The organism is Brucella sp. GW823-FHT04E01 (assembly GCF_058796175.1).
This window is the reverse complement of sequence record NZ_JBXAIK010000006.1, coordinates 41,599-57,892: the sequence shown is the minus strand read 5'-3', so window position 1 is coordinate 57,892 and position 16,294 is coordinate 41,599. Positions and strand designations below refer to the sequence as shown.

Genomic DNA, 16,294 nt, shown 5'->3' with positions numbered 1-16,294 from the left:
AGCCCCGTCACTCGCGCCACTTTCCTCTCAACAAATCGATAGATTGAACGTTGACACGAAAGTGGCGCCCACCGCCTTGTCTCTCGGGTCGCCGCATCTTCAAAGAATCTTGATGGAATTGCCGGAGCGTAGCTGTTTCGCCGAACCGTACGCCTGCTATTTGGAAAACTGCTTCCAGGATAGATAGGCGACTGACAGGATGATCGCGGCAATGGCGAGAAGATCGCCGCTGGCGAGCAGATAATGGCTCATGCGTGACCTCCTTGCGATACTTTGGCCGACAATGTGCTTCATGATAGCCGGGGCGAACGCGATCTGAAGGCATGGCTTCGCAAAGCTTGCAGCATTTGGAACGCTTCCATTCCAACTTTCTCGATAAACGCGAACGGAATTTCTCAATGTCCGCGCCGCAGGCACTTCGCGATAATTTGAGTTGGCGAGAAGCGGCCCATTTGGTCCATGCATTGCCATGGAACGAATTTCCTGTTTTCAATCGCGTGAAATCGGATGACAGGAACGGATCGCTGCGACGATGACCCGACGCGCTTATCTTGGTGTGCTTGCAACGTTTTTGATTCTTGCCGGGTGTGGCACACCCCGCGCTGTGCTGTGGCATGGACCGAATTCAAGCCCGCAATCGGTGGCCGCAGCCGAAGCCGCTATCGTCAAGCCTGCAAAACCGGCGGCGGTAGTTCCTATTTATGTTGCGACGAGCCGCCAGCGCTCGGATAATTTCTCGCAGCCTTACAATTCAAAGCGCTCGGAAACGCTGAATTTTGCGCAGGTTGATGTCGGGATTCCGGCAGCTCACGTCAAAGGACAGGTTGAGTCTACCGGCTACAAGCCTGATCCCGCCAAAAATTTCGCTGCCACGGCATTCCAGCCTTACGACAATGCCGAGCAGTTTCTCGCGCAATTGAATGCCGCCCTGGCGAAGCAGGGACCGAAGGACAAGGAAATCCTGATCTTCGTGCATGGCTACAACAATAATTTTGCCGACAGCACATTCCGCACTGCGCAATTTGTCCATGATTACAAAATGAAGTCGGTGGCGGTCGAATATGCCTGGCCGTCGGGCGGCGATCTTGGGCTTTATGTCTATGATCGTGATAGCGCGGACTTCGCACGTGACGGTCTGGCGCGATTGCTGGAACTCGTCGCCCGCAGCAAGGCGGAGCGTATTGTTCTCGTCGGGCACTCCATGGGCAGCTTCGTGACTATGGAGGCTCTGAGAACCTTGTCGCTCCGTGGCGAAAAGAATGTGCTGCGTCGCATCAATGCGCTGTTGCTCGCCGCACCGGACATCGATCTCGACGTGTTCGAAAAGCAGATCAAGGATATCGATCCCATGCCGCGCCCAACGGCGGTGATGACATCGCGCAGCGATCGCGCGCTCGGGGTCTCATCCTTTATTACGGGCGGCCATGCGCGAGTAGGGGACGGCACCAGTATTCCGACGCTCCAGAAATATGGAATCGCGGTGATCGACGCTACCGATTTGGATGGAGGCGAACATAATGTCTTTGCATCGTCGCCATCGCTCATGGCTCTGGTCAGTGATGGCAGCCTTTCGCTGGATGCTCTGAACGGGCGGGAGAAGCAGACAACGGGGCAGGCGGTGCTGGCAGACGGTGCCTCTGCAATCAAGGGAGCTGCATCGCTTGTGCTTTATCTGCCCGGTAGGCTGGTCGGGGCAACGGCTTCTGCTGCTCCATGAGTTCATTTTAAAGCGAGAGCTGAAACCCCCAACTTTCATTCCCAAGTTGCAGGCAATTGATTCTCCTGGCGATTGCTAAGCCGACCAGTCCGTGCGACTTTTCCTCACGAAATTATGATCTTTTCATGTTATACGGGTTTTCAGTGGGATATGCGGGCTTGATGCCATGGCTTGTTAAGCATCTTGGCTCGTCTTTGCCCAATAGATCATGCCGGAGGGGTTGCGCTTGCGAACGCGCTGCGATAACCGTCCCGGCGAAAAGCGCTTAGTTCGCACGGCATGCCTTTTGAAGCTGCTTGGGCGACGAGGTTGCAACAGATGCAATGTGTCGCATGGTCGTCAGCTCCAAAAAGCTTATGACAGGCGGCGCAGCCTCGTATTCAAGCCGGATAAAGGACCATGAACGAGCTTTTAAGTTCCTACCTGCCGATCGTCATCTTTCTCGGCATTGCGATGGTAATTGGTGTAGCCCTCCTGGTTGCGCCGTTTCTTGTCGCCTATAGACAGCCCGACCCCGAAAAGCTTTCTGCTTACGAGTGCGGCTTCAATGCCTTCGATGACGCCCGTATGAAGTTCGACATCCGTTTCTATCTGGTGTCGATTCTTTTCATCATCTTCGATCTGGAAGTCGCCTTCCTTTTCCCATGGGCTGTGTCCTTTGGCGAAATTGGCTGGTTCGGCTTTGCATCGATGATGGTGTTCCTTGGCGTTCTGACCATCGGTTTCATTTATGAATGGAAGAAGGGAGCGCTGGAATGGGATTGACCACAGCCAACACAACGCTCGTGGCTCCGCAGCCGAAGGGCATTCTTGACCCGCGCACGGGCAAACCTGTCGGTTCCGACGATGCATTCTTCAACGATCTGAACAGCGAACTGTCCGACAAGGGGTTCATTGTCACATCCGCTGACGCTCTGATTACCTGGGCGCGTACCGGTTCGCTGATGTGGATGACCTTCGGTCTCGCCTGCTGCGCCGTGGAAATGATGCACATTTCCATGCCGCGCTACGACGCCGAGCGCTTCGGTATCGCTCCGCGCGCATCACCGCGTCAGTCCGACGTGATGATCGTTGCCGGCACGCTGACCAACAAGATGGCACCCGCTCTCCGCAAGGTCTACGACCAGATGCCGGAGCCGCGTTACGTTATCTCGATGGGTTCCTGCGCCAATGGCGGCGGCTACTACCACTATTCCTATTCGGTGGTGCGTGGCTGCGATCGCGTGGTTCCGGTCGATATTTATGTTCCGGGTTGCCCTCCGACCGCTGAAGCACTGCTCTACGGCATTCTGATGCTTCAGAAAAAGATCCGTCGCACGGGTACGATTGAGCGCTGAGCCGGTTATCGACCGGTTTGCGCAAGACAAGTTTTGTTAGGGTTCGACTGCCTGCCATCCCCTGAAAAGGGCCTCCCAAAAGGCAAGTGCGGTGTGAGTTCTAAAGAAGGAAGTTAGGAAAATGAGCGAAGAAGCTCTCGGTGAACTTTCCGGCTATATCAAGGAACGCCTCGGCGACGCGATCGAAGAGGCGAAACTTGCCTATGGCGAGTTGACGCTTTCGGTTCCGGCCGCGAGCATCATCAGCGTTCTGACCTTCCTGCGTGACGACGTGCAGTGCCAGTTCGTCAACCTGACGGATATTTCAGGCGTCGACTATCCGCAGCGCGCCAAGCGCTTCGATGTCGTTTATCAGCTGATGTCTCCGCGCCAGAACCAGCGCATCCGCGTCAAGGTTCAGGCTGACGAAGATACGCTGGTGCCTTCCGCAGTGCCGGTCTTCGTTGGTGCCGAATGGTTCGAGCGCGAAACCTACGACATGTACGGCGTTCTCTTCTCCGGCCATCCGGATTTGCGCCGCATCCTGACCGACTATGGTTTTGAAGGCCATCCGCTGCGCAAGGACTTCCCGCTCACCGGCTTCGTTGAAGTTCGTTATAACGACGAGCTGAAGCGTGTCGTGTACGAGCCTGTCCAGCTGCGTCAGGAATTCCGCAACTTCGACTTCCTCTCGCCTTGGGAAGGAACGGATTACGTTCTGCCGGGCGACGAGAAAGCCAAGGCGAACTGAGGGCATACTCATGGGCGCAGGCGAAAGATTGAACGGTCAATGTCTTTGCGGAGAGGTGAAGTTCACTGCTTCTCCGGTGAAGATGGAAATGGATGTCTGCCATTGCAGCATGTGCCGGCGTTGGTCGGGGGGTGCTTTCATGGCCGTCAATTGCGGCACTTCGGTTGAAATCGAAAACGAAGCTGCCCTGGCGACTTACTCTTCTTCGGAATGGGGCGAACGCCGCTTCTGCTCGAAGTGCGGTTCGTCGCTGTTCTGGCGCGGTGTCCATGATGGAATGACGGTTGTTTCGATGCAGGCCTTTGCCGAGCCGGAACGTTTTCATTTCGCCGAAGAAATCTTCATCGATAACAAGCCTGCGAATTACGATTTTGCCAATGACACCCACCGGATGACCGGCGAGGAGTTCTTGGCGGCTCTTGCAGCCAAACAGGAAGCTGAACATGGCTGAGACTCAGGTCCGCAATTTCAATATCAACTTCGGTCCGCAGCACCCTGCCGCGCACGGCGTGCTGCGTCTGGTGCTTGAACTCGACGGTGAAGTCGTCGAGCGCGTCGATCCGCATATCGGTCTGCTGCATCGCGGCACCGAAAAGCTGATGGAAGCCAAGACCTATCTTCAGGCTCTGCCTTATCTCGACCGCCTCGATTACGTGGCGCCGATGAACCAGGAGCACGCCTATGCACTCGCCGTCGAACGCCTTCTGGGCATCGATGTGCCGAAGCGTGGCCAGCTGATCCGCGTTCTCTATTCGGAAATCGGCCGTATTCTGAACCATCTTCTGAACGTGACCACGCAGGCCATGGACGTCGGTGCGTTGACGCCGCCGCTCTGGGGCTTCGAAGAGCGCGAAAAGCTGATGGTGTTCTACGAACGCGCTTGTGGCGCACGTATGCACGCAGCCTATTTCCGTCCGGGTGGCGTCCATCAGGACCTGCCGGATCAGCTCGTTGAAGACATCGGCAAATGGATCGATCCGTTCTTCAATACGCTCAACAATCTTGATGATCTCATCACGCCGAACCGTATTTTCAAGCAGCGTAACGTCGATATCGGCGTCGTGAAGCTGGAAGATGCATGGGCATGGGGCTTCTCGGGCGTCATGGTGCGTGGTTCAGGCGCGGCATGGGATCTGCGCAAGTCGCAGCCTTACGAGTGCTACAACGAGATGGAATTCGACATTCCGATCGGCAAGAATGGCGACTGCTATGATCGCTACCTGATCCGTATGGAAGAAATGCGCCAGTCGGCACGCATCATGCGCCAGTGCGTTGATCTTCTGCTCGGCAAGGAGCGCGTCGGTCCGGTTTCCAATGCCGACAACAAGATCGTGCCGCCTAAGCGCGGCGAGATGAAGCGCTCGATGGAAGCGCTTATCCATCACTTCAAGCTTTACACGGAAGGCTATCACGTGCCTGCCGGTGAAGTTTACGCAGCAGTTGAAGCACCGAAGGGTGAATTTGGCGTCTTCCTCGTGTCGGACGGCTCCAACAAGCCTTATCGCTGCAAGCTGCGCGCTCCGGGCTTTGCCCATCTTCAAGCCATGGATTTCCTGTGCCGCGGCCATATGCTGGCTGACGTGTCGGCAATTCTTGGCTCGCTCGATATCGTGTTTGGTGAGGTTGACCGCTGATGTCCGTTCGCCGTCTCGCAGATGATGCCGTCCAGCCAGCCGCTTTCGCGTTCAACGCGGAAAATCAGGCATGGGCGCACAAGACGATCGCAAAATTCCCCGAAGGCCGTCAGCAGTCGGCTGTTATTCCGTTGCTCATGCGTGCGCAGGAGCAGGACGGCTGGGTCACGAAAGCCGCTATCGAACATGTTGCAGGCATGCTCGAAATGCCGCTGATCCGCGTTCTGGAAGTCGCGACTTTCTATACGCAGTTCCAGCTGAAGCCGGTTGGCACACGCGCTCACATTCAGGTTTGCGGCACCACGCCATGCATGCTGCGTGGTTCGGAAGCGCTGATGGATGTCTGCCGTCACAAGATCAACCACGACCCGTTCGAGCTCAATGCCGACGGAACGCTGTCGTGGGAAGAAGTGGAATGCCAGGGCGCCTGCGCCAACGCACCGATGGTCATGATCTTCAAGGACGCCTATGAAGATCTGACGCCGGAACGCCTTGCCGAAATCATCGATGCTTTCGAAGCTGGCAAGGGCGACACCGTCAAGCCGGGTCCACAGGATGGACGTGTGACGTCCGAGCCGATCAACGGCCTGACCGCTCTGACCGAAGATCTCGACTACAAGAAGGTCGGTCTTGAGACCCGCAAGGCATCCGATGCCGCCGCAGCCAAGGCGAAGGCCGAAGCTGAAGAGAAGGCCAAGGCGGAAGCCGCTGCAAAAGCTGCCGACGAAGCGAAGAACGTCGCTCCGTCGAATGCTGCAAAGCCGGTAACCAATGCACCTGAAACCGATCCGGCGCTCAAGACGCCTTCGGATGTCAAGGTGTCGAAGGCTGCCGAAAAGGCCGCGTCGGTCGACAGCAAGCAGGCATTCAAGCTTGATGACAAGAACCGTCCGGTTGCCATGGAGCGTCCGGAAGCTGTTGACGATCTGAAGCTGATTTCCGGCGTTGGCCCGAAGATTGAGGAAACCCTGCATGAGCTGGGCATCTTCACCTTCAAGCAGGTCGCTTCCTGGAAGAAGGCCGAGCGCGAGTGGGTCGACGGCTATCTCAGCTTCCACGGTCGCATCGAGCGTGAAGACTGGGTAAAGCAGGCCAAGGCTTTGGCCAAGGGCGGCGTCGAGGAATACATCAAGGTATTCGGAAAGAAGCCGGTATGATGACTTCGATATTGGCAAACACGAACGGAAACAGGTGAGACATGCTGGCTGATAAAGATCGCATCTTCACCAATATTTACGGCTTCAAGGATCAGTCCCTGAAGGGTGCCATGGCGCGCGGCCATTGGGACAACACCAAGGGCCTGATCGAAAAGGGCCGTGACTGGATCATCGACGAGATGAAAGCGTCGGGCCTGCGTGGCCGTGGCGGCGCTGGCTTCCCGACAGGTCTCAAGTGGTCGTTCATGCCGAAGCAGAGCGACGGTCGCCCGCATTATCTGGTCGTCAATGCCGACGAATCCGAACCGGGCACCTGCAAGGACCGCGAAATTCTGCGCCACGATCCGCATACGCTGATCGAAGGCTGCGTAATCGCCGGTTGCGCCATGGGCGCACACACCGCCTATATTTATATTCGCGGCGAGTTCATGCGTGAGCGTGAAGCGCTGCAGGCCGCTATCGACGAGTGCTACGAAGCCGGTCTGCTCGGCAAGGGCAACAAGTGCGGCTGGGATATGGATGTTCTCGTATCCCACGGCGCCGGTGCTTACATCTGTGGCGAAGAAACGGCTCTGCTCGAAAGCCTTGAAGGCAAGAAGGGCCAGCCGCGTCTGAAGCCTCCATTCCCGGCAAATATGGGCCTTTATGGCTGCCCGACGACCGTGAACAACGTGGAATCGATTGCCGTTGCGCCGACGATCCTGCGTCGTGGCGCGGCCTGGTTCTCGTCCATCGGACGCCCGAACAACGTCGGCACCAAGCTGTTCCAGATTTCGGGTCATGTGAACACGCCTTGCGTCATCGAAGAAGGCCTCGGCATTCCGTTTCGTGATCTGATTGAAAAGCACGGCGGCGGCATTCGTGGCGGCTGGGACAATCTGCTGGCGGTTATTCCTGGCGGTGCATCGTGCCCGGTCATCAAGGGCGAAGACATGATGGATGCCATCATGGACTTTGACGGCATGCGCGACAAGAAATCGTCGTTCGGCACCGGCGGCCTGATCGTCATGGACAAGTCCACCGACATCATCAAGGCGATTGCCCGTCTGGCAGCGTTCTTCAAGCACGAGAGCTGTGGCCAGTGCACGCCTTGCCGCGAAGGCACCGGCTGGATGTGGCGCGTGATGGAACGCATGGTCAAGGGTAACGCGCAGAAGCGTGAAATCGACATGTTGTTCGATGTGACCAAGCAGATTGAAGGTCACACGATCTGCGCTCTCGGTGATGCTGCTGCATGGCCTATTCAGGGCCTGATCCGCAATTTCCGTCCGGAAATTGAAAAGCGCATTGACGATTATACCCGCAACGCCGTTCAGAGCCGCAATATCCGTCTGGAAGCAGCGGAATAAGGCTTAACGAGTTGCATGCGGTTTGAAGAAGACCGCTCGAAAGTTTGAGATCTGGAAGATGCGGCATAAGCCGCAGGTTTGGATAAGCGATGGCAAATATTAAGGTTGACGGCACAGAGATCGAAGTACCCGATCACTATACGCTCCTTCAGGCTGCCGAAGCCGCGGGGGCTGAAGTCCCGCGTTTTTGTTTCCACGAACGGCTTTCCATCGCCGGAAACTGCCGCATGTGCCTTGTTGAAGTAAAGGGCGGACCGCCGAAGCCGGCGGCATCCTGCGCCATGGGCGTGCGCGATCTGCGTCCCGGCCCGAATGGCGAAGCGCCTGAAATCTTCACCAACACGCCGATGGTCAAGAAGGCCCGCGAAGGCGTGATGGAATTCTTGCTCATCAACCACCCGCTGGATTGCCCGATCTGCGATCAGGGCGGTGAGTGCGATCTGCAGGATCAGGCAATGGCTTTCGGCACCGACGGTTCGCGCTATCGCGAGAACAAACGTGCCGTTGAAAACAAATATATCGGTCCGCTCGTCAAGACGGTGATGACGCGCTGCATTCACTGCACGCGCTGCGTCCGCTTCACGACGGAAGTGGCTGGCATTTCTGAACTGGGCCTCATCGGTCGTGGCGAAGATGCCGAGATCACCACCTATCTCGAACGCGCCATGACGTCGGAACTGCAGGGCAACGTCATCGATCTTTGCCCGGTTGGCGCTCTGACCTCGCGTCCTTACGCGTTCCAGGCCCGTCCGTGGGAACTGAACAAGACAGAAACCATCGACGTGATGGATGCGGTCGGTTCGAACATCCGCGTCGACACTCGTGGCCGCGAAGTGATGCGCGTCATGCCGCGTGTCAATGAAGCGGTGAACGAAGAGTGGATTTCCGACAAGACCCGCTTCATCTGGGATGGCCTGCGCACCCAGCGCCTCGACCGCCCTTATGTTCGCAAGGATGGCCGTCTGGTCGCCGCAAGCTGGCCGGAAGCCTTCTCCGCTATTGCTGCCAAGGTTTCCGCAACCTCCGCCGACAAGATTGGCGCAGTCGCTGGCGATCTGGCTTCGGTTGAAGAAATCTATGCGCTGAAGGGCCTGATGGCTTCGCTCGGCTCCGCCAATATCGATAGCCGTCAGGATGGCGCTGCTCTCGATCCGGCACTGGGTCGTGCAAGCTATCTCTTTAACGCAACAATCGAAGGCATTGAAAACGCTGATGCTTTGCTCATTATCGGTTCCAATCCCCGCATTGAGGCTGCTGTTCTGAACGCCCGCATCCGCAAGCGTCAGCGCATGGGTCATTTCCCGGTCGCTCTGATCGGCGAACAGGCTGAACTGCGTTACGATTACGAATATCTGGGTGCTGGTGCTGAAACGCTCGCAGCAGTCGCTTCCGGCAAGAACGCATTCCGCGACGTGCTGGCCAAGGCCGAGCGTCCGCTGATCATCATCGGTCAGGGCGCGCTCACCGGCGAAAACGGTCAGGCCGTTTTGTCTTCCGCCGCCAAGCTTGCTCAGGATGTTGGCGCGATCAAGGACGAGTGGAACGGCTTCTCCGTTCTGCACACTGCCGCTTCGCGCGTTGGTGCTCTGGATCTCGGCTTCGTGCCGGGTGAGGGCGGCAAGGTGGCTGGCGACATGCTGGGTAATCTTGATGTCGTGTTCCTGCTCGGTGCAGACGAACTCGACATGACCAAAAAGGGTTCGAGCTTCGTCGTTTACATCGGTACGCACGGCGATGCCGGCGCACACGCTGCCGACGTTATTCTGCCGGGCGCAGCCTACACGGAAAAGTCGGGCACCTGGCTCAACACCGAAGGTCGCGTGCAGCTCGGCAGCCGCGCCGGTTTCGCACCGGGCGAGGCAAAGGAAGACTGGGCAATCCTGCGCGCTCTTTCCGACAGCCTTGGCAAGCGCCTGCCGTTCGATTCGATGCAGCAGCTTCGCGCCAAGCTCTATGCGGATTATCCGCATATGCTGGCCATCGACACCATCACGCCTGCTTCCGCCGACGATCTCGTGGCGCTGGCAGCGAAAGCATCCAATCCGGGCGGCGGCGCTGCGTTCGTTTCCCCGGTCAAGGACTTCTACCTGACGAACCCAATTGCGCGCGCTTCCGCCGTCATGGCCGAATGCTCGGCGCTCGCGGCTGGCGGCTTCCAGCAGGCTGCCGAGTAAGCGAGAGAGAGACGGAACAATGGAAGGTATTTTTGCAGCTTACGTCTTGCCCGCGCTTATCATAGCGCTGAAGTCGGTCGTTCTGCTCGTCGTATTGCTGATCGTCGTCGCTTACCTGCTTTACGCAGATCGCAAGATCTGGGCAGCGGTACAGCTTCGCCGCGGTCCGAACGTTGTCGGTCCCTGGGGTCTGTTCCAGGCTTTCGCCGACTTGTTGAAGTTCGTCTTCAAGGAACCAATCATTCCGTCTGGCGCAAACAAGGGTGTCTTCCTCCTTGCGCCTTTCGTTTCTGCCGTGCTTGCAATGGCAACCTGGGCGGTCATTCCGGTCAATGAAGGCTGGGCCATCGCCAATATCAATGTCGGCATTCTCTATATCTTCGCCATTTCTTCGCTCGAAGTTTACGGCGTGATCATGGGTGGCTGGGCATCGAACTCGAAGTATCCGTTCCTCGGTGCGCTTCGTTCGGCTGCACAGATGGTTTCCTACGAAGTTTCCATCGGCTTCGTGATTGTCACGGTTCTGCTGACGGTTGGCTCGCTCAACCTCACCGACATCGTGCTTTCGCAGAATACGGGCCTTGGAACCATGCTTGGCCTTCCGGCTTCGTTCCTCGACTGGAACTGGCTGGCTCTGTTCCCGATGTTCGTGATCTTCTTCATTTCGGCACTTGCCGAAACGAACCGTCCGCCATTCGACCTCGTCGAAGCTGAATCCGAACTCGTGGCCGGTCACATGATCGAATATTCGTCCACGCCGTTCCTTCTGTTCTTCCTTGGCGAGTATGTGGCGATCACGCTGATGTGCGCCCTGATGACGACGCTCTTCCTCGGCGGCTGGCTGCCTCCGGTGGACGTGTGGTTCCTCAACTGGGTTCCGGGCATCATCTGGTTCATGCTGAAGCTCTGCTTCTGCTTCTTCCTCTTCGCAATGGTGAAGGCTTTCGTTCCGCGTTACCGCTACGACCAGCTGATGCGCCTTGGCTGGAAAGTGTTCCTGCCGATCTCGCTCTTCATGGTTGTCGCAACCGCGACCTTCCTCAAAGTCTTCGGTCTGGCGTAAGGAGTAATAACTATGGCTTCATTCGCTCAAGCAGCCAAATCGCTCCTTCTCAAGGAATTCGTCGGCGCGTTCTTTCTTTCCATGCGCCAGTTCTTTGCGCCCAAAGCGACGTTGAACTACCCGCATGAAAAGGGTCCGGTCTCTCCGCGTTTCCGTGGAGAGCACGCGCTGCGCCGTTACCCGAACGGTGAAGAACGCTGCATCGCCTGCAAGCTTTGCGAAGCGATCTGCCCGGCGCAGGCCATCACCATCGAGGCCGGTCCGCGCCGCAACGACGGGACCCGCCGCACGGTGCGTTACGACATCGATATGGTGAAGTGCATCTATTGCGGTTTCTGCCAGGAAGCATGCCCGGTGGATGCCATCGTGGAAGGTCCGAATTTCGAATTCGCGACCGAAACCCGCGAAGAACTCTACTATGACAAGGACAAGCTCCTTGCCAATGGCGACCGTTGGGAACGCGAAATCGCGCGGAATATCGCGATGGATGCGCCATATCGCTGATTGGTTTTGCTGAAACCTCGTTTCGGCATCCGGTTTGAAAAGCGGCAACAGGAAGGGGCGGCCCATCTTGTTGCTGGAATTTAAGTTTCGCGAATATTCGCGGCAAACAAAGACTAAAGCGAGCGAGGCAATAAGGCTTTGCTCACGGAAAGGTGTTGGGGGATCCCCATGCTGACAGGTATTGCGGCAGCGTTTTTCTATCTGTTCGCTTTCATCATGATCGCAAGCGCGTTCATGGTGATTGCGGCACGCAACCCCGTGCATTCGGTGCTGTTTCTGATCCTCACGTTCTTCAATGCGGCAGCTCTGTTTCTGCTGACCGGGGCCGAGTTCCTCGCCATGATCCTGCTCGTCGTTTACGTCGGTGCAGTGGCGGTTCTCTTCCTCTTCGTCGTCATGATGCTGGATGTGGACTTCGCCGAACTGAAGCGCGGCGCATTGCAATATGCACCGGTCGGCGCTCTGGTCGGTCTAATCTTGCTCGGCGAACTGATCTTCGTGTTCGCAAGCAACATGTTTGCGCCGAAGCTGGGGCAGGGTTCCGTGCCGATCCCGAATATCGCCGAGCGGAGCAATACCGCTGCTCTGGGCGACATTCTCTACACCGACTTCGTCTTCTACTTCCAGGTTGCTGGTCTCGTCCTTCTGGTCGCGATGATCGGCGCCATTGTTCTGACGCTGCGGCACAAGCCGAATGTCAAGCGCCAGTCCATCCCGACCCAGGTAGCTCGCACGCCCGAAACGGCGATCGAGATCAAGAAGGTCGAAACGGGCAAAGGCATCTGAGGATAAGCATATGGAAATCGGTATCGCCCACTATCTCACCGTTTCGGCCATCCTGTTTACGCTTGGCGTCTTCGGCATTTTTCTGAACCGCAAGAACGTCATCGTCATCCTGATGTCGATCGAATTGATCCTTTTGTCGGTCAATCTCAATTTCGTGGCGTTCTCCAGCCAGCTCGGCGACATGGTCGGGCAGGTCTTCGCCCTTTTCGTTCTGACTGTTGCTGCTGCCGAAGCAGCCATCGGTCTGGCAATTCTCGTTGTTTTCTTCCGTAATCGCGGCTCCATCGCGGTGGAAGACGTCAATGTTATGAAAGGTTGACGGGCAAATGCTCTATTACGCGATCGTCTTCCTTCCGCTTCTCGGCTTCCTGATTGCCGGTCTTTTCGGCAATCAGATCGGAGCCAAGGCGAGCGAATACATCACTTCCGGTTTCATGGTCATCGTCGCGATCCTGTCCTGGGTCGTCTTCTTCCAGATTCCGCTTGGCCACGATGCAGAAACCGTCCGCATCCCGGTTCTTCACTGGGTGACATCGGGCGCGCTTTCCTTTGACTGGTCACTGCGCGTCGATACGCTCACCGGCGTCATGCTGGTCGTGGTGAACTCGGTGTCGGCTCTCGTGCATATCTATTCCATTGGATATATGCACCACGATCCGCATCGTCCGCGCTTCTTCGCCTATCTGTCGCTCTTCACTTTCGCCATGCTCATGCTGGTCACGTCGGACAATCTGGTCCAGATGTTCTTCGGCTGGGAAGGCGTGGGGCTGGCTTCTTACCTCCTGATCGGTTTCTGGTTCCAGAAGCCTTCGGCCAATGCCGCCGCCATGAAGGCGTTCGTCGTCAACCGCGTCGGCGACTTCGGCTTCCTGCTCGGCATCTTCGGCGTGTTCGCGCTGTTCCAGTCGGTCGACTACAACACGATCTTCGCTGCCGCAGCCAATTATCTGCCGGCTGAAGGCGCTGCCGATGCCAATCAGGTCGTTCTGAACTTCCTCGGCTATCAGCTCGACAAGCAGGGCGCGATCACGATCACCTGTCTGCTGCTCTTCATGGGCGCGATGGGCAAGTCGGCGCAGTTCCTGCTGCACACCTGGCTTCCGGACGCCATGGAAGGCCCGACCCCGGTTTCGGCTCTCATTCACGCCGCTACCATGGTTACCGCGGGCGTGTTCATGGTCGCCCGCATGTCGCCGATCTTTGAACTGTCGCAGACCGCACTTCTGGTCGTGACCATCATCGGCGCCACCACTGCCTTCTTTGCGGCAACGGTCGCTCTCGTGCAGAACGACATCAAGCGCGTGATCGCCTATTCGACCTGTTCGCAGCTCGGCTATATGTTCGCAGCGCTCGGTGTAGGTGCCTATGGCGCCGCCGTGTTCCACCTGTTCACGCACGCTTTCTTCAAGGCGCTTTTGTTCCTTTGCGCCGGTTCGGTTATCCATGCCGTTTCGGAAGAGCAGGACATGCGTCGCATGGGCGGCCTGCGCAAGCTGATCCCCATCACCTACTGGATGATGGTCATCGGTACGGTTGCCATTACGGGCCTCGGTATTCCGGGCACGATCATCGGCACCGCCGGTTTCTTCTCCAAGGATGCGATCATCGAATCCGTCTTCGCTTCGCACAGTGCTGCCAGCGGCTACGCTTCGACGCTTCTCATCGTTGCAGCGCTCTTCACGAGCTTCTATTCATGGCGTCTGATTTTCATGACCTTCCACGGCAAGCCGCGCGCTTCGGCGGAAGTCATGCATCATGTCCATGAATCGCCAGCCGTCATGTTCGTTCCGCTGCTGATCCTCGGCGTCGGTGCACTCTTTGCCGGTGTCGTGTTCAAGGAACTCTTCTTCGGTCACGAATATGCCGAATTCTGGAAGGGCGCGCTGTTCACTTCGGCTGCCAACCAGATCCTTGAGGAATACCACCATGTTCCTCTGTGGGTTAAGCTGTCGCCGTTCATCTCGATGGTTCTCGGCTTCATCGTCGCCTGGATCTTCTACATCCGCTCGCCGGAAACGCCGAAGGCGCTGGCTGCCCGTCATCGTGGCCTCTACCAGTTCCTTCTCAACAAGTGGTACTTCGACGAACTGTACGATTTCCTCTTCGTACGTCCGGCTCGCTGGCTTGGCCGCTTGTTCTGGAAGGGTGGCGACGGCTGGCTTATTGACGGCTTCGGCCCGGATGGCATCTCGGCTCGCGTGCTCGATGTCACCAACCGCGTCGTCAAGATGCAGTCCGGATACCTTTATCACTACGCATTCGCGATGCTGATCGGCGTCGCCGCGCTCGTCACTTGGATGATGCTCGGGAGCTCTTTCTGATGACCGACTGGCCAATTCTCTCAACGGTCACGTTTCTGCCGCTTGTCGGCGCGTTACTGATCCTTCTGATCAAGGACGACAGCGAGGCTTCGCGTCGAAATATCCGCAATGTCGCGCTGCTGACGACGATATTCGTCTTCATCCTGTCGCTCGTCATCTGGGCAGGGTTCGATAATTCGAACCCCGGCTTCCAGATGGTCGAACAGATCGACTGGATGGGTGGCGGCATCAGCTACCACATGGGCGTGGACGGTATCTCCGTCCTGTTCGTGGTGCTGTCGGCTTTCCTCATGCCCTTCTGCATTCTCGCAAGCTGGATATCGGTGGAAAAGCGCGTCAAGGAATACATGATCGCGTTCCTCATTCTGGAAACGCTGATGATCGGCGTGTTCTGCGCGCTCGACCTGTTCCTGTTCTACGTGTTCTTCGAAGCAAGCCTTATCCCGATGTTCATCATCATCGGCGTGTGGGGCGGCAAGCGTCGCGTCTATGCGAGCTTGAAGTTCTTCCTCTACACGCTTCTGGGCTCGGTTCTGATGCTCATCGCCATCATGGCCATGTACTGGCAGGCTGGCACGATGAACATCGTGGAACTGCAGAAGTACAGCTTCTCTGCTGGGATGCAGACATGGTTATGGCTCGCCTTCTTCGCGTCCTTTGCCGTGAAGATGCCGATGTGGCCGGTCCATACCTGGTTGCCGGATGCGCACGTTGAAGCGCCGACGGCAGGCTCGGTCATTCTGGCGGGTATCCTGCTGAAGCTCGGCGGTTACGGCTTCCTGCGCTTCTCGCTGCCGATGTTCCCGCTGGCGTCCGCCGATTTCGCTCCGCTGATCTTCACGCTGTCGGTCATAGCCATCATCTACACGTCCCTGGTCGCTCTGGTTCAGGAAGACATCAAGAAGCTGATCGCCTATTCGTCGGTTGCCCACATGGCCTATGTGACCATGGGTATCTTTGCCGCGAACGAGCAGGGCATTCAGGGCGCCATCTTCCAGATGCTGTCGCACGGTATCGTGTCGGGCGCGCTCTTCCTCTGCGTCGGCGTGATCTATGATCGCATGCATACCCGTGAAATTGCGGCGTTCGGCGGTCTGGTGAACAACATGCCGAAATATGCGGTGGCCTTCCTCATCTTCACGATGGCGAATGTGGGCCTGCCGGGTACTTCGGGCTTCATCGGTGAATTCCTGACGCTGTTCGGTGTGTTTCGGGTCAATACCTGGGTGGCACTGTTCGCAACCACGGGTGTCATCCTCTCGGCGGCTTATGCGCTCTGGCTCTACCGTCAGGTAGTCTTCGGCGCATTGACGAAGGAAAGCCTGAAGGCGCTCCTCGACTTGAGCCCGCGTGAGAAGATCATTCTCTACCCGCTTGTGGCGCTCACCATCTTCTTCGGTGTGTATCCGACCCCGGTCTTCGACGTGACCGCCGGTGCCGTGAACGCCCTGGTCCAACATTACGACGCAGCACTCGCGGGCACCGCGAGCGCCGTGCTGGCACAGTAAGAAATAAAGGCGTA

Annotated in this window: 15 protein-coding genes and 1 tRNA gene (1 of these 16 cut by a window edge); all 16 read left to right on the top strand. The window is 57.3% G+C overall.

Going from position 1 to position 16,294, the window contains the following annotated elements; all coding sequences use genetic code 11:
* Positions 1-19, top strand: a tRNA-Asp gene (locus AC1RHM_RS21160); it begins 158 nt to the left of the window's first position.
* Between the two features lie 513 nt (positions 20-532).
* Entirely contained in the window at positions 533-1,717 is a 1,185-nt protein-coding gene (locus AC1RHM_RS21155; RefSeq protein ID WP_029925027.1) for an alpha/beta hydrolase, read from the top strand.
* Positions 1,718-2,116: 399 nt separating this feature from the next.
* Entirely contained in the window at positions 2,117-2,482 is a 366-nt protein-coding gene (locus AC1RHM_RS21150) for an NADH-quinone oxidoreductase subunit A (protein ID WP_006466588.1), read from the top strand.
* Positions 2,473-3,054, top strand: coding sequence for a NuoB/complex I 20 kDa subunit family protein (locus tag AC1RHM_RS21145; protein ID WP_010661172.1), 582 nt, complete (start codon positions 2,473-2,475; stop codon positions 3,052-3,054). Before AC1RHM_RS21150 ends, AC1RHM_RS21145 begins: the two co-directional genes overlap by 10 nt.
* A gap of 121 nt (positions 3,055-3,175) precedes the next feature.
* Positions 3,176-3,784, top strand: a complete 609-nt coding sequence (locus tag AC1RHM_RS21140) for an NADH-quinone oxidoreductase subunit C (RefSeq protein ID WP_010661173.1) — start codon at positions 3,176-3,178, stop codon at positions 3,782-3,784.
* Between the two features lie 10 nt (positions 3,785-3,794).
* Entirely contained in the window at positions 3,795-4,235 is a 441-nt protein-coding gene (locus AC1RHM_RS21135) for a GFA family protein (protein WP_010661174.1), read from the top strand.
* Positions 4,228-5,418 (top strand): NADH-quinone oxidoreductase subunit D, encoded by a 1,191-nt coding sequence (locus AC1RHM_RS21130; protein WP_010661175.1) that lies wholly within the window; start codon positions 4,228-4,230, stop codon positions 5,416-5,418. Before AC1RHM_RS21135 ends, AC1RHM_RS21130 begins: the two co-directional genes overlap by 8 nt.
* Positions 5,418-6,575 (top strand): NADH-quinone oxidoreductase subunit E, encoded by a 1,158-nt coding sequence (locus AC1RHM_RS21125; RefSeq protein WP_010661176.1) that lies wholly within the window; start codon positions 5,418-5,420, stop codon positions 6,573-6,575. Before AC1RHM_RS21130 ends, AC1RHM_RS21125 begins: the two co-directional genes overlap by 1 nt.
* Before the next feature lie 41 nt (positions 6,576-6,616).
* Positions 6,617-7,924 (top strand): NADH-quinone oxidoreductase subunit NuoF, encoded by a 1,308-nt coding sequence (gene nuoF, locus AC1RHM_RS21120; RefSeq protein WP_010661177.1) that lies wholly within the window; start codon positions 6,617-6,619, stop codon positions 7,922-7,924.
* An 89-nt stretch (positions 7,925-8,013) separates the two neighbouring features.
* A complete protein-coding gene (gene nuoG / locus AC1RHM_RS21115; protein WP_029925024.1) occupies positions 8,014-10,098 on the top strand; it encodes an NADH-quinone oxidoreductase subunit NuoG in 2,085 nt (694 codons plus the stop codon).
* Between the two features lie 19 nt (positions 10,099-10,117).
* Positions 10,118-11,161, top strand: a complete 1,044-nt coding sequence (nuoH, locus tag AC1RHM_RS21110) for an NADH-quinone oxidoreductase subunit NuoH (RefSeq protein WP_010661179.1) — start codon at positions 10,118-10,120, stop codon at positions 11,159-11,161.
* Between the two features lie 12 nt (positions 11,162-11,173).
* Positions 11,174-11,665: an NADH-quinone oxidoreductase subunit NuoI gene (gene nuoI / locus AC1RHM_RS21105; protein ID WP_007874549.1), complete on the top strand. Its 492-nt coding sequence runs from the start codon at positions 11,174-11,176 to the stop codon at positions 11,663-11,665.
* 168 nt (positions 11,666-11,833) lie between these two features.
* A complete protein-coding gene (locus AC1RHM_RS21100; protein ID WP_122241989.1) occupies positions 11,834-12,451 on the top strand; it encodes an NADH-quinone oxidoreductase subunit J in 618 nt (205 codons plus the stop codon).
* Between the two features lie 10 nt (positions 12,452-12,461).
* Positions 12,462-12,770, top strand: a complete 309-nt coding sequence (gene nuoK, locus AC1RHM_RS21095) for an NADH-quinone oxidoreductase subunit NuoK (RefSeq protein WP_006466598.1) — start codon at positions 12,462-12,464, stop codon at positions 12,768-12,770.
* Positions 12,771-12,777: 7 nt separating this feature from the next.
* Positions 12,778-14,772, top strand: a complete 1,995-nt coding sequence (nuoL, locus tag AC1RHM_RS21090) for an NADH-quinone oxidoreductase subunit L (protein ID WP_012092258.1) — start codon at positions 12,778-12,780, stop codon at positions 14,770-14,772.
* Positions 14,772-16,280 carry an NADH-quinone oxidoreductase subunit M gene (locus AC1RHM_RS21085; RefSeq protein ID WP_122241988.1) on the top strand — a complete coding sequence of 503 codons (1,509 nt, stop codon included), beginning with the start codon at positions 14,772-14,774 and terminating at the stop codon, positions 16,278-16,280. Before nuoL ends, AC1RHM_RS21085 begins: the two co-directional genes overlap by 1 nt.
* The last annotated feature ends 14 nt before the right edge of the window (positions 16,281-16,294 follow it).

Coding starts and splice junctions, on each gene's coding strand:
- AC1RHM_RS21155 (WP_029925027.1), top strand. CDS start 533: ATGACCCGACGCGCTTATCTTGGTGTGCTTGCAACGTTTTTGATTCTT.
- AC1RHM_RS21150 (WP_006466588.1), top strand. CDS start 2,117: ATGAACGAGCTTTTAAGTTCCTACCTGCCGATCGTCATCTTTCTCGGC.
- AC1RHM_RS21145 (WP_010661172.1), top strand. CDS start 2,473: ATGGGATTGACCACAGCCAACACAACGCTCGTGGCTCCGCAGCCGAAG.
- AC1RHM_RS21140 (WP_010661173.1), top strand. CDS start 3,176: ATGAGCGAAGAAGCTCTCGGTGAACTTTCCGGCTATATCAAGGAACGC.
- AC1RHM_RS21135 (WP_010661174.1), top strand. CDS start 3,795: ATGGGCGCAGGCGAAAGATTGAACGGTCAATGTCTTTGCGGAGAGGTG.
- AC1RHM_RS21130 (WP_010661175.1), top strand. CDS start 4,228: ATGGCTGAGACTCAGGTCCGCAATTTCAATATCAACTTCGGTCCGCAG.
- AC1RHM_RS21125 (WP_010661176.1), top strand. CDS start 5,418: ATGTCCGTTCGCCGTCTCGCAGATGATGCCGTCCAGCCAGCCGCTTTC.
- nuoF (WP_010661177.1), top strand. CDS start 6,617: ATGCTGGCTGATAAAGATCGCATCTTCACCAATATTTACGGCTTCAAG.
- nuoG (WP_029925024.1), top strand. CDS start 8,014: ATGGCAAATATTAAGGTTGACGGCACAGAGATCGAAGTACCCGATCAC.
- nuoH (WP_010661179.1), top strand. CDS start 10,118: ATGGAAGGTATTTTTGCAGCTTACGTCTTGCCCGCGCTTATCATAGCG.
- nuoI (WP_007874549.1), top strand. CDS start 11,174: ATGGCTTCATTCGCTCAAGCAGCCAAATCGCTCCTTCTCAAGGAATTC.
- AC1RHM_RS21100 (WP_122241989.1), top strand. CDS start 11,834: ATGCTGACAGGTATTGCGGCAGCGTTTTTCTATCTGTTCGCTTTCATC.
- nuoK (WP_006466598.1), top strand. CDS start 12,462: ATGGAAATCGGTATCGCCCACTATCTCACCGTTTCGGCCATCCTGTTT.
- nuoL (WP_012092258.1), top strand. CDS start 12,778: ATGCTCTATTACGCGATCGTCTTCCTTCCGCTTCTCGGCTTCCTGATT.
- AC1RHM_RS21085 (WP_122241988.1), top strand. CDS start 14,772: ATGACCGACTGGCCAATTCTCTCAACGGTCACGTTTCTGCCGCTTGTC.